This window comes from Planococcus sp. 1R117A, from assembly GCF_051417975.1.
GTDB classification, from domain to species: domain Bacteria; phylum Bacillota; class Bacilli; order Bacillales_A; family Planococcaceae; genus Planococcus; species Planococcus shenhongbingii.
Genome location: NZ_JBPRLO010000004.1, coordinates 263251 through 276859, shown reverse-complemented (window position 1 = coordinate 276859; position 13609 = coordinate 263251). Strand labels below are relative to the sequence as shown.

12 protein-coding genes are annotated in these 13609 nt (G+C 44.1%); 2 read left to right on the top strand and 10 right to left on the bottom strand.

Going from position 1 to position 13609, the window contains the following annotated elements:
* Positions 1–10: 10 nt before the first annotated feature.
* The 4 genes from ACSFXN_RS14155 to ACSFXN_RS14140 all read right to left on the bottom strand — a co-directional run bounded on the left by ACSFXN_RS14155 (position 11) and on the right by ACSFXN_RS14140 (position 3856).
* Positions 11–772, bottom strand: coding sequence for an iron ABC transporter ATP-binding protein (locus ACSFXN_RS14155; protein ID WP_437150736.1), 762 nt, complete (start codon positions 770–772; stop codon positions 11–13).
* The gene (locus ACSFXN_RS14150) at positions 769–1716 is read right to left on the bottom strand and encodes an iron chelate uptake ABC transporter family permease subunit (RefSeq protein ID WP_437150735.1); all 948 of its coding nucleotides are present in this window, start codon (positions 1714–1716) and stop codon (positions 769–771) included. Before ACSFXN_RS14150 ends, ACSFXN_RS14155 begins: the two co-directional genes overlap by 4 nt.
* Positions 1709–2659, bottom strand: a complete 951-nt coding sequence (locus tag ACSFXN_RS14145; protein ID WP_437150734.1) for an ABC transporter permease — start codon at positions 2657–2659, stop codon at positions 1709–1711. Before ACSFXN_RS14145 ends, ACSFXN_RS14150 begins: the two co-directional genes overlap by 8 nt.
* Before the next feature lie 333 nt (positions 2660–2992).
* Complete coding sequence (locus tag ACSFXN_RS14140; RefSeq protein WP_437150733.1) at positions 2993–3856, bottom strand: DUF6612 family protein; 864 nt, start codon at positions 3854–3856, stop codon at positions 2993–2995.
* Between the two features lie 173 nt (positions 3857–4029).
* Here ACSFXN_RS14140 and ACSFXN_RS14135 point away from each other — a divergent pair, with 173 nt between their 5' ends.
* Positions 4030–5751: an ABC transporter ATP-binding protein gene (locus ACSFXN_RS14135; RefSeq protein WP_437150732.1), complete on the top strand. Its 1722-nt coding sequence runs from the start codon at positions 4030–4032 to the stop codon at positions 5749–5751.
* 279 nt (positions 5752–6030) lie between these two features.
* On the opposite strand, the gene hflX is transcribed toward ACSFXN_RS14135, so the two are convergent.
* From hflX to putP, 3 genes are all read right to left on the bottom strand, one after another.
* Positions 6031–7302: a GTPase HflX gene (gene hflX / locus ACSFXN_RS14130; RefSeq protein ID WP_437150731.1), complete on the bottom strand. Its 1272-nt coding sequence runs from the start codon at positions 7300–7302 to the stop codon at positions 6031–6033.
* A gap of 301 nt (positions 7303–7603) precedes the next feature.
* A complete protein-coding gene (locus tag ACSFXN_RS14125) occupies positions 7604–8326 on the bottom strand; it encodes a VOC family protein (protein WP_437150730.1) in 723 nt (240 codons plus the stop codon).
* Positions 8327–8494: 168 nt separating this feature from the next.
* Positions 8495–9988: a sodium/proline symporter PutP gene (putP, locus tag ACSFXN_RS14120; protein ID WP_437150729.1), complete on the bottom strand. Its 1494-nt coding sequence runs from the start codon at positions 9986–9988 to the stop codon at positions 8495–8497.
* A gap of 108 nt (positions 9989–10096) precedes the next feature.
* Here putP and ACSFXN_RS14115 point away from each other — a divergent pair, with 108 nt between their 5' ends.
* Positions 10097–10462: a DUF2188 domain-containing protein gene (locus ACSFXN_RS14115; protein WP_437150728.1), complete on the top strand. Its 366-nt coding sequence runs from the start codon at positions 10097–10099 to the stop codon at positions 10460–10462.
* A gap of 166 nt (positions 10463–10628) precedes the next feature.
* Here the strand turns inward: ACSFXN_RS14115 and ACSFXN_RS14110 are convergent, their stop codons facing one another.
* From ACSFXN_RS14110 to ACSFXN_RS14100, 3 genes are all read right to left on the bottom strand, one after another.
* Entirely contained in the window at positions 10629–11228 is a 600-nt protein-coding gene (locus ACSFXN_RS14110) for a response regulator transcription factor (RefSeq protein ID WP_300991239.1), read from the bottom strand.
* Positions 11225–12361, bottom strand: coding sequence for a sensor histidine kinase (locus tag ACSFXN_RS14105; RefSeq protein WP_300991238.1), 1137 nt, complete (start codon positions 12359–12361; stop codon positions 11225–11227). Before ACSFXN_RS14105 ends, ACSFXN_RS14110 begins: the two co-directional genes overlap by 4 nt.
* Before the next feature lie 98 nt (positions 12362–12459).
* Positions 12460–13479, bottom strand: coding sequence for a fatty acid desaturase (locus ACSFXN_RS14100; RefSeq protein WP_300991237.1), 1020 nt, complete (start codon positions 13477–13479; stop codon positions 12460–12462).
* Between the last annotated feature and the right edge of the window lie 130 nt (positions 13480–13609).

Below are 13609 nucleotides of genomic sequence, written 5' to 3'. Positions count from 1 at the left end.
CTCCTCTTTATTAAGAATTAAAATAAACGCAAATTCGGCAATTGTTCATTTGCTGAATCGGAATATCCATATCGTAGATTTCTTTTAATGCATCACTTTGAATAATTTCTTCTGTCGTTCCGTCTTTGACAACACGGCCATTTTTCAGTGCCACAATGCGGTCGGAGTAAACCGATGCAAAGTTGATATCGTGAAGGACGATGACGACGGTTTTGCCAAGTTCGTCCACTAAACGGCGAAGGATTTTCATGATCTGGACCGAATGCTTCATATCCAAGTTATTCAATGGTTCATCAAGCAGGACGTAATCCGTATCCTGGGCAATAACCATGGCGATAAAAGCGCGTTGGCGCTGTCCGCCGGACAATTCGTCCAGATAAGAATCTTCAAGCTCTTTCAAATCCATGTAGCCGATCGCTTGATCGACCATTTTCTCGTCTTCGTCATTAAGGCGGCCTTTTGAATAAGGGAAGCGGCCAAACGATACCAGTTCGCGAATTGTTAAGCGTACATTCATGTAGTTGGATTGCTTCAGGATGGATACACGTTTCGAGAACTCATTGGACTTCAACTTTTTCGTATTGGTCCGGTCAATCAACACCTCGCCCGTATCCGCATCCAACAAACGGCTGACCATGGAAAGAAGTGTGGATTTACCTGCTCCGTTCGGCCCGATAAAAGATGTAATCTGGCCGCGCTGAATATCAATGGAGACATTTTCCACTACTTGCTTCTTGCCGTACAGCTTTGTCAATTCACGTACTTGGATCATTTAGATCGACTCTCCTTTAATAGTAGGTAGATGAAGTAAACTCCACCGATAAAGTTGATGATGACACTCAAGGTAGTATTGAAAGTGAAAACCCGCTCCACTACCCACTGCCCACCAACTAAAGCAATAATACTAATGACAGCAGCACCGAGAATAAGAACCGAATGTTTATATGACTTAAAGAATTGATAAGATAAGTTGGCGACGATCAAGCCGAAGAATGTAATCGGCCCGACCAGCGCTGTTGCAATCGCAATCAGGACTGCAGCGAGCACGAGCATCCCTTTGACAAGCGAATCGTAATTGACACCCAAGTTGACCGCTGTATCCCGGCCAAGCGATAAGACGTCCATCGACCCGTTATGCCGCCAGGCAAATACTATCAGAAGTGCGACAATCGCAAGTGACGTCCAGACAAGATCGGCGTTGACATTATTGAAGCTGGCAAACATCCGGTCTTGCACGACCTGAAACTCATTTGGATCAATCAGCACTTGAAGGAACGTGGAAATGCTTGAGAAAAATGTGCCGCAAATGATGCCGACAAGCAATAAGAAGTAAATTGGCTTATCTCCTTTAAAGAGCAGCCGGTAAAACAACAACGCGAAGATCACCATGACGGCAATCGACAGCATGAAATTCACTTGTTTATTCAGAATGGTGATGTGGTCTGAACCAAGGAAGAAAATCAGCAATGTCTGAAGCAGCATGTAAAGCGAGTCCAGTCCCATGATGCTCGGAGTCAAGATGCGGTTATGGGTGATGGTCTGAAAAACCACCGTCGCATACGCAATCGCCACACCGGTCAGAACCATAGCAAACACTTTCACTCCGCGCCTTGGCAATGCGTAATCGAAACTCCCGTTCAAATCCTGGAATAGATATAACCCACAAGCAGTCAAGGCTAAGGCTGCCAGTATCAGCATCTTATGTAGATCACGCATACGCTCTCCTCCTAAACAACAAGAAGAGGAAAATAAAGCTTCCGATGACACCGACCATTAAACTGATGGAAATTTCATACGGGTAAATTAAAACTCTTCCTAAGATATCGCATATCAGCAAGAAAATTGCTCCAAGCATAGCTGTGTGCGGCAATGTTTTTTGCAGATGGTCACCTTTGAAAATCGATACGATATTCGGAATGATCAATCCTAAAAACGGGATAACGCCTACTGTCAAAACAACCGTCGCTGTTATCAAAGCGACAAGCACCAAGCCGATGTTGACAACACTCCGGTACTTCAACCCTAAGTTTTTAGAGAAATCCTCACCCATGCCGGCAACCGTAAACCGGTTGGCGTAGAGGTACGCGATGACAAACACCGGAACGCTGATGTAAAGAAGTTCATAACTTCCTTTCATCACCATTGAAAAGTCGCCTTGCAGCCAAGCAGACATGTTTTGAATAACATCCGCTCGGTAAGCGAAAAAGGTGGTGATTGAAGATAGGATATTTCCGAACATCAAACCGACTAAAGGAATGAATATAGCATCCTTGAATTTGATGCGGTCAAGAATTTGCATAAAAAGAAACGTTCCGGCAAGCGCAAAAGCGAAAGCTACCGTCATTTTCTCGAGCATCGATGCATTGGCAAACAATAACATCGATACGAGAATCCCTAGCCGTGTAGCATCTAATGTACCTGCCGTCGTAGGAGACACAAATTTGTTGCGGCTCAACTGTTGCATAATGAGTCCTGCCATACTCATTCCAGCACCTGCCAGCAGAATCGCAACCAGCCTTGGCAGACGGCTGATTAAGAAAATTTGTGTTTCTTCCGATTGATAGTCAAGCAGATCGGTGATGCTGATACTGCTTACTCCGACAAACAGCGAAATAACTGACAGTATGATCAGTGCTGGTATTAAATATCTTTTTTTCATTACTGTCCCTCATTCGTGTTCAATAAAACTATTGATTAATCAAACAGTGATAATGATTATCACTTAACTCACAAGTTTTAGTATAGCAGTTTGATGAGAAGAGTCAATGAATAACTGAGAATTATTTTCAACTAGATGAAAATAAAAAGAATTGTTTATAACTTTGACATATTTGAATGGATTAAGGGATTGTCCGGGCAGTGGATTTCTGTTTTTTCGAGGAATTGATGTTAAGGCAGAAGAAGGTTTGAATTTTAATCAGTTCACTGATATTCCGCAAAACAGAAGCAAAAACAATAAAAAACACATACCGGAGTATGTGCGAGTTCTCAATCAAAATGACATTTCTTGTGCTTCTTCAAGTACTTCTTCGGGTACAGTGATGGCTTCAATTTCATTGTATTTGCTGTAAGCAGCTTCTATATCGGATTTAATGCTCATCGTGTCGCCTTCGATATTCATGTCTATGTCCATATCGACATTCATATCATTTGGCAGGAAGGTTTTTTTATCAATGAAAATCTCGTATGCTACCGCATTGATTTTCATTTCCTCTAAAGCCGTCTGGGCTTCCAATTCCATTTGACCCACTACTTGTTCCATTTGCTTATGGATCAAAGCCTGGAATTCTTCTCCTGCTGCATCCAATTTCAAGATGTATTCATCTTCTGTTTGTTCAAATGTAAAATCATCCTGGAATGCCTTAAGGTCTTCCAACTGCTGTGACGGATCTGCAGTCTGCTGCTCCATCATTGCCTGCAAGTCTGGAATGCTCTCTTCCGGCATTTTAATCCATGAACCCATCGTCGGGTCATTCATATACATGCCTTCTTCTGTCATATACATTTCCATGGTCATCGGTTCCTGGTCTCCCATTTCTTCAGAGACCATCGAAGTTTCAGATGTCTGATAAAAAGCAATTGGCTCTATTGTCATATCCATGCCGATATTCATCGCCATTTCCATTTCCATCCCCGCTGATTCTATGCTCATCACCTGGTTTGTAATCATATCCGCATGGAAACTCTTGATTTGTTCTGATGCTTCACTTGACTTAGTGAACACTTCTTCCAAGGTCAGTTCGCTGTTCGCTTCTTTTTTATCTTCGCTGCCTGCTGCCGGTTCTGCCGTCTCTCCGCAAGCAGCCAATCCCATTGCCAAAGCTCCAGCGCCAATTGTCATCATCCATTTTTTCAAACTTTTCACCCTTCCAAATTTGTCTTTCCATATAGTACGGCCTATATTGGAAGAAGTTTCAATTTATTGTAACTATTTCGAAAGATATTTCGATTCCAGAAATTTAAATTCGTTTATTTTCTCGCTTTCCATTATACTTTTCCATATGATCAAAATTCTTGAGGTGACTTTCAGTGAAATTAAAACATTTTTTCAAGTACTATAAACCGCATAAACGGCTTTTCGTTATCGATTTCTCCAGTGCCGTCATCGTCGCTATTTTGGAATTGGCCTTTCCAGTTGCTGTCCAGTGGTTCATCGATGATCTGCTGCCGAGTGGTGAATGGAATACGATTGTCACAGTCAGCGTGCTGCTGCTTGCCGTATTTTTGTTAAGCACATTCCTGCAATACATCGTCAGTTACCTGGGGCATAAACTCGGCATCAATATCGAAACCGATATGCGCGAAGAGTTATTCACCCACGTCCAGCGGCAATCGTTCCGCTTTTTTGACAATGTGAAAACCGGCCATGTCATGAGCCGCATCACCAATGATCTTTTTGATATCGGGGAACTTGCCCACCACGGGCCAGAAGACTTTTTTATTGCCATTATGACGTTCTTCGGAGCTTTTGGCATTATGTTCTGGATCAATCCGAAACTGGCGCTTGTTACGCTAGTTGTCATTCCTTTCCTAGTCTGGCTTATCACATTCTGCAATATCAAAATGAACCAGGCATGGGGCAGCATGTACGGAAAAATTGCCGATGTGAACGGCCGCGTGGAAGACAGCGTCTCTGGCGCCCGTGTTGTCCAGTCGTTCACGAACGAGGAATTTGAAATCAGCCGTTTCAAGAATGACAACGGCCGCTTCCGTCTGGCCAAACTTGTCGCGTATAAAGTCATGGCTGCGACGCATTCCAGCATTTACATGATGACTCGCTTGCTCACTCTGATTGTCCTTGTCTATGGAGCTTGGTTGAATTTCCAGGGCGAACTGTCGTACGGAGAACTTGTCAGTTTTGTCTTATTTTTAAATGTCTTGATTAAACCGATCGATAAAATTAGTGCCTTGCTCGAATTGTATCCGAAAGGGATGGCCGGATTTGGCCGTTTCCGCGAACTGATCGAGCAGGAACCGGATATTCTGGATCGCAAAGACGCTGTAGAGATCAACGGCTTGAAAGGCGATATTACGTTTAATGACGTCCACTTCGGTTACGACGACCATAAACAAGTCTTGAACGGCATTGATTTGAAATTAAAAGCCGGTGAGACCATAGCTTTTGTCGGCCCATCCGGCGCTGGTAAAACGACAATTTGCTCATTGATTCCCCGCTTTTATGATATCCAGGAAGGATCGATTACGATTGACGGCATCGATATCCGCGATATGACAAAGCATTCCCTGCGCTCGCATATCGGCATTGTGCAGCAGGATGTGTTCCTGTTTACCGGCACTATCCGTGAAAATATAGCATATGGCAAACGTGGAGCCACCAATGAAGAAATCTTGGCAGCTGCGAAAAAAGCCCATTTGGAGGACTTCATCAGCAAGCTTCCAGATGGCTATGAGACACAGATCGGGGAACGCGGATTGAAATTATCCGGCGGACAGAAACAGCGCCTGGCCATCGCCCGCATGTTCTTAAAGAATCCGCCAATTCTTATTCTGGATGAAGCAACGTCAGCACTTGATACTGAGACAGAACGCGTCATCCAGGAAGCACTGGGTGAGCTGGCTGAAAACCGGACGACGCTGATCATTGCCCATCGCCTCGCGACTATCCGTGATGCAGACCGGGTGATTGTGGTTACGGAAGACGGCATCGCTGAGCAAGGCGGCTATGCTGAACTTCTTGAACACGACGGCATTTTCGCTAATTTACACCGCATCCAATTTCAACAGTCTTAATAGTTGAAAGCCGGCCCGAACTTACTGGGCCGGCTTTCGTTTTGGGTGAGTTGGGCATATATTGCCTGCAGTTGGGCATAATCATCAGAAACTTGGGCATAAATGAATGAAAGTTGGGCATAACCTATTTGAACTTGGGCATAGCGAATAAAAACAGCGAAGTTTCCCCACTTTATTCGGGCAAAAAGGCCAGTGGCCCGTAAACCCTACGAAGTTGCTCCTGAAAGAAAAAAAGAGAGCTTGTCTCGCCGCTAAAACGACCTGACAAGCTCTCTTTTATTATCTCCCAATCACATATTGCTCAAAGCGGTCGTAATCAGCACGGCCCAGTTCCACTTTCATCAAAGTGCCGTCTTCTTCATATTCCGTTTCGAGTATGGTGGCGGAATCATTTAAATAGGCAACTACATCTCCGCGTTCGAAAGGAATGATCATTCGGCAGGTAACATAATCCGCAAAGATATGCTGCTTGATCATCTCCAGTAATTCGTCGAGCCCCATTCCATTTTTAGCGGAGATCCATAATTCTCCTCTGCTAATTTTAGGATACGGGATGCCTGCTAAATCCGCTTTATTGTAAACGAAGATGGTCGGGATGCCTTCCACACCGACATCTTGCAATGTTGAGTTCGTAACATCCATCATGTACCGGTACTCTTCATTGGAAACATCCACTACATGCAGCAGCAAATCGGCATTCCGCGCTTCTTCGAGTGTAGAGCGGAAAGCCTGCACTAAATGATGCGGAAGCTTGCTGACGAAGCCGACTGTATCTGTCAGAAGGAAGTTTTTATTGTCTTCCAAACGGATTTGGCGAACTGATGTATCCAGCGTAGCAAACAACATATCTTTTTCAAATACTTGTTTTTCTTCTTGCTGTCCGGACTTCGTCAATAGCCCGTTCATGATGGTAGATTTTCCTGCATTCGTATAACCGACAAGTGATACGACCGGTGTACCCGTTTTCGTCCGCTGCTTTCGCTGCGTCGTGTGCTGCGCTCTGATCTGCTCCAATTCTTTATGGAGTTTTGATATTTGCTCTTCAATTTTCCGGCGATCGAGTTCCAGTTTAGTTTCCCCAGCACCACGGTTTGCGTAGCCCCCGCCGCTGCTCCCGCCTTGGCGGCCAAGAGATGCACGCAGGCCAACTAGCCGCGGCAGCATATATTGAAGCTGCGCCAGCTCTACTTGGACTTGGGCTTCACGCGTTTTAGCGCGGCGTGAAAATATATCCAAAATCAGCATCGTGCGATCGATTACTTTACATTCCAAGTCTTCTTCAAGATTCCGGATTTGTGACGGCGATAGTTCATCGTTAAAAATGACCAAGTTCGCATCTGCTTCTTCATAAAACGCTTTGATTTCTTCGACTTTTCCTTTCCCTACGTAATGGGAAGGGTTGATGCGCTCCAGATTTTGATATACTTCGCCGACCACTTCAACATTGCAGGCTTCTGCCAAATTGCGCAGCTCTTCCAGTTCATACTCAAAATGAAGATCTTTCTGCAGTTGAACGCCTACTAAAATTGCTTTTTCTATCAAGATGTCCATCTATTTTCCTCCTCTATCCCGCTTTAACGGGCAGTAAAACTCAGTCGGGATGAAGCCCCCACTGAGTGAAGTTTCCCTTTACCCCGCTTTAACGGGCAGTAAGACTCCCGCTTTGACAAGCGGAAGATCTACTGACCGTAAAAGTCCGATTGGCTCAACTAACACTCAGTGGAGATGAAGCCCCCACTGAGTGAAGTTTCCCTTTACCGCAAGGGGAACATTCCCCTTCAATAAGACAAAAAAGAAGAGCATGGCACTCTCCTTTTGCAAATTTCCGCTCAGTTTAGTTGCCTTAATACTATTATACACCCATGTGCTCTGTTAAGCGATAAACTCCGCCTTCAAAAGATAGTCGTTTCTCACCTTGAGCAAAACAGACTTCTTCCAGCCGTTCCCTCTTCTGTTCTGTATGTCGGAATTCAATTCGGCAATTAGGCAGTTCCAGTGAACCGCCTAAAATTTGAAGCCATTTTCTTTTCGCTGCTTCCGGATCTTTCACCCCAAAGACAAGCCGTTCGATTGCCAATTCTTCATTAGCCGGTGCAATGGCCCCTCTTTTCCGCAGCGACTCGTACCGCTGCTCATCGCTTTCCTGCCATTCAATGAAGAAAGGGTAAGGCAGTTGATCCGTCACCTGTTCTTTGATGAACAGCATCTTCCACTGGATCAACTCACCTGTATCGGTCTTCCGTTCCGCATCCAAAACTCCTGAAGTTTCAAAACCCTCACCGTTCAGCCGGTTGTTTAATTCAGCCATTGAGTCTGTCCGCAGGCAAATGGTACCGAATCCGATTTTATCATGCAGCAACAATTCCGTAAGGGGATGGTTGGCTGATTCTGCAACTTCCGGCTTTTCTACCGCCAGCCACTCAATATAGCTGTCTTTAGTATAGAAAAGAGCGTTATGCGTGCCCCAATTCAAATGCCGGCCGCCTAAAGCCGCATGCATTCCTTGCTTTTTCCAGTAGTCTACTGCCGTCTGCGGCGACTCGCTTATAAAATGAACGATATGATCCAAAAACATATAGCACCTCTTTTTCAATTTTTAGTTTTACTTGCTTTAATAGCCACTGAAAAATAAAGTTCCGTTGACTCAAAGCCTCTCTATACCGTTCGCCATTTCTGCCTTTATCCCTTTTCAGCATAATAAAAAGGCTTCAACCTTCCATTTAAGAAGATTGAAGCCTTTTGCTTATTTTACTGTTTTTTCTCTGATCAAGCGTTCTGTTTCAGAGAATTCTTTTTCAATCTGGTCATTCTTCTTGTACGTAACTAAACTTACAATTACCGCTACAAGCAAACACAGGATAAATCCTGGAATAATTTCGTAAAGGTTGACAGCAAATTCTGCATCCAGGCTGTCCCAGATGATAACTGTAGCTGCCCCGACGATCATTCCGGACAATGCGCCCCACGTTGTAAGCTTACGCCAGAATAGAGCTAGTAAGATTAGCGGGCCGAATGCAGCACCGAATCCTGCCCAAGCATAGGCAACCAGATCCAGGATAGTGTCATTTTGCTCCCATGCAAGGAATGCCGCGATCAAGGAAATCACAAGCACTGCTAAACGGCCTAAAGTTACGTACTGCTTATCAGTTGATGCTTTTTTAAATGCAATTTTGTATAGGTCTTCTACCAACGCAGAAGAGGTTACGATTAACTGTGAAGAAATCGTGCTCATGATTGCAGCAAGAACAGCCGCTAACATAAATCCTGCGATTAATGGATGGAAGAAAATTTGTCCAAGGACGATAAAGACGCCTTCCGGGTCCCCAAGAGTCACACCAGGATTTTGCTGGAAGTACGCAATACCGACAAGAGCAGTTGCTGTAGCTCCAAGAAGGCTTAAGATCATCCAGCTGATGCCGATTCGGCGAGCTTGGCGCACTTCTTTCAATGTGCTGATTGCCATAAAGCGAACGATGATATGCGGCTGGCCGAAGTAACCAAGACCCCATGCCACAGCAGAAATAATCCCGATAAGTGAGGCTCCTGTTGTGAAGTTCAATAACGCCGGATCCACTTCACGGATGCTCGCTGCAGTTTCACTGAATCCGCCAGTAACGAATACTCCGATGGCTGGCACTAGAATAAGCGCAAGGAACATCATCAGACCCTGCACGAAATCCGTGTAACTCACTGCAAGGAATCCGCCGAATAAAGTATAGGCGACAACAACTCCTGAAACAATGACTAAGCCTAAGTGATAGTCAAGACCAAATGAGCTTTCGAAAAAGACTCCTCCGGCCACCATACCTGATGACACATAGAATGTGAAGAAGATTAAGATAATTATTCCGGAAACAATTCGCAATAAACGTGATGTGTCTTTCAAGCGGTTTTCCAAAAAGCTTGGAATCGTAATCGAATCACTGGTAACAAACGAATAGACACGCAAACGGGGCGCTACAAAGAACCAGTTTAAATAAGCTCCGATTGTTAATCCAATCGCAATCCAGACTTCTACAAGCCCACTTACGTAAATCGCTCCAGGCAATCCCATCAAAAGCCACCCGGACATGTCTGCTGCTCCAGCACTTAGTGCTCCTACTGCAGCTCCAAGACCACGTCCTCCCAGCATATAGTCTGTGAGGTTAACAGTTTTTTTGTAAGCATACCAGCCGATGAACAGCATAGCTGCCATATAAATAGTTAATGCAATAATTTGAAACGTTGAATCTGACATTCTTTCCACCTCCGTTTTTTAGTTTATCATCTTCTTGACTTTTTACCAGAAAAATTTTGTTTTGTTCCGGAAGTGAACGGGGAAAAGAAAAACAAGGAGGCGATGATCGTGCCATGGAGCAAAAAAGATTATCCGGATTCATTTAAAAACTTAAACTCCGAGGTGAGAAACAAAGCGATTGAAATTGCCAACGCACTGCTGCGTGACGGTTATGAAGAAGGACGCGCCATCCCCATCGCACTTGATCGTGCACGCAAAAGTGTAGAAGGCGACGAAGAAAAAGTGATTTTTGAAATCAAGGCGCATGACGAAGGCTGGCAGCTTAAGAAAAAAGACAGTAAAAAAGCGATTTTGATTGAAGAGACTAAAGAAGATTTGATGGGTGAAGCAAAGCGCTACGCCAACAAGAACAATGGAGAACTGCACATTTATACAAAAGACGGTTCTCTTGAAGACATCCTTTATGAACAATAGTTTGAACGTAAAAATCCGCTGTCTCAGGACAGCGGATTTCTTTTCTTATCTCGCTTCACCGGACAGTAAGTCCCCGCTTTTTAAGCGGAGTACTGCCCGTAAAAGTCCGATTGGTTCAACTAACAATCAGCGGGGATAAACATTCCCCGCTGATTGAAGTTTCACTTTACCTGAACCAGCCTTTGTCTTTGAACTTGGAAATGGCTTCAATGCGGTTGCCCACTTCCAATTTGTCTAAAATGACAGAGATATAATTGCGGACTGTCCCAGTTGTAATAAATAACTCCTTGGCGATTTCCTTGGTGCTTTTGCCATCAGCAATCAGTTCCATTACTTGGCTTTCCCGCTCGGTCAGCGGATTGGCTTCAGCATATGCCAGATCCACCAGTTCCGGCGCATAGATACGGCGGCCATCCATAATCGTCCGGATTGAAGCCGCTAAATCTTCACTCGGACTGTCTTTCAAGAGATAGCCGCTGACGCCTGCTTTTCGCGCCCGCTCAAAATAGCCAGAGCGTGCAAAGGTCGTTAAAATGATGATCTTGCACGGATGGTCTTTCAAGACTTCCGCTGCATCCAACCCGCTTTTCAAAGGCATTTCAATGTCCATGATGACGATATCCGGCTGGTGTTTCTCAACCAGCGCAATCGCTTCTTCCCCGTTTCCGGCTTTGCCGACCACTTCCATGTCTTCTTCTAAATCAAGTAAAGAGCCCAAAGCCCCGAGCATCATCCGCTGGTCTTCCGCCAATACAATCCGAATCACATTAACTCCTCCTCTTTCTCTTTGTAGAGAATCACATTTGGAACCCGGATGTTCAAAGTGGTGCCGTCCATCGTTTTAATATCAACACTGCCGTTGACAAATTCCAGCCGCTCCCGCATTCCTGCCAATCCATTTCCCTGCTGTTGGCTGCCGCCTTCGAGACCAATGCCATCGTCCTGCACCTGCACCAGAACTTCTTCAGGTTTTTGTTTGATCAAAATGCTGCAGCGTGTTGCTTTGCTATGTTTGACCACGTTTGTTACAGCCTCTTTTAAACACATGCTGAGCACATTCTCTACAAGCAGCGGAGTATTCTGCAGTTTAGCAGAACCGTATAAGACAAAATCAATTTCTGCCGCTTTTAAAATTTGCTGGATCCGGAGCAATTCATCTTCCAGTTTCGTTCCTCGCATATCCGACACAAGCTCCCGGACTTCTTTTAAAGCCGTCCGTGCAGTTTGCCGGATATCGTTAATTTCAATCAAGGCAGCAGCGGCATCGCGCTGGATCAATTTCCCAGCCAAATCACTTTTCAAGCCGATCAACGACAGTTTTTGGCCTAAAGTATCATGCAAGTCCCGGGCGATGCGCTCCCTCTCTTCGATGACAATCAGCTGGGAAATCCGTTTATTGGCATCTTCAAGCTGCCCTTCCAGCTTCTCGCGCTTATTGCGGTTGTAAGTGTTGAAAGGAAGTAAAATGACACCCAAAATGCTTAACACGATGAACGGAAGCTGCGATACATATAACGTACTATGTTCAATCATGCCAAGCACCACTGCCAATATCGTCGTGCCGATATGAATACCATAAACAATGAAAAAGCCTACTTTATTGCGTATATTGCCAATGAAAAAAGCTAAAAAGATAGCCAGGTAGACATATCCGAACAAGAAAGTCATGCCGATATTGATGGCGATTTCTATACTGATCCATACATAGGTAAAACCGGTACGGGAGTTGAAGGATAGCCGATACGCAATAAAAAACAGAAGGAGCAGAACAATCCCTGCCACGATTTCCAAAACTGAAGAAGATCTGAAAATGAAAAAGAAAGGCAAGATACAGAAGATAACCCATGCATATACACTAAGCCAAGGGTTTTTCGGAAAAATTTGATACCAGCTTTGCATAATCTCGCTCCTTGTCCATCTATTATTCTTCATCATACCAAAGAACGGCAAAAAGAAAAAACCATTCAGTCAGGAATGGTTTTTTCTTGAAATCTCCATTATGCTGCCAATTTTTTTTGGTCATTCAGCAAATGCTTAATGTCGCCAAATGTAACAAACGTTTTGTTTTTCGCATCGTATAATTTATAACGCAATGATTTAAGGCTAGATTTGATATCAATCGTTGTCGCCTGTTGAAGCGGCGGAGTAGATTCATGCGCTTTTTCCAAATTATAGTTTGGAACACGCGGGCTTAAATGGTGAACGTGATGGAAACCAATGTTTCCTGTTACCCATTGAAGCACTTTTGGAAGTTTGTAATATGAACTTCCTTCCACAGCAGCTTTTACATAATCCCATTCGCTTTCATCTTCAAAGTATGAATCTTCGAATGTATGCTGTACATAGAACAACCAAATGCCTAATGCTCCGGCGATAAACATTGTTGACCCTTGAACGATCAGGAATGCCTGCCAGCCGATTGCCCAGATAAGCAATGAATAGATAACCACTAGAGAAATGTTGATCAAGTACGTGTTGTTGCGCTCTTTTTTACGTGCATCTTTACGGTTGAAACGGCTAGAGATCAATACTAGGAATAATGGTCCAAAACCGAACATCACCAACGGATTGCGGTACATGCGGTATTTGAAACGTTCCCATTTAGAAGCTTCGACATACTCTTCAATTGTCATGACCCAGATATCGCCGACTCCGCGCTTATCAAGATTTCCACTTGAAGCGTGATGGATGGAATGTTCGCGTTTCCACTTTTCATAAGCAAACAATGTCATAATCCCTGTGATGGTTCCGACTACTGCATTTGCTTTTTTATTCTTGAAGAATGATCCGTGTGTGCAGTCATGGAAAATGATGAACGTACGAATTACAAATCCTGCAGCTACTGCTGATAAAGCGATTGTCAGCCAAATGGAGACATCCAGTGCCTGGTAGGCTAAAAACCAAAAAAGGATAAATGGTGGAATTGTATTTGCTATTTGTCGGACACTTGCTTTTACATCGGCTTTTTCGAATGGCGCTACAAATTTACGTAATTGGGCTGTCTTTTCTCTGCTCATGTTCTTCCTCCTTATGCGAGCTTTGTCCGCTCGTATAACTTATTATCCTTATCATAAAAAAAATGAAGAGATGAAAAAAGGCATAAACGTTTGGTTTAGACATGACACTTGTCATGTCTTTTAACTTTTA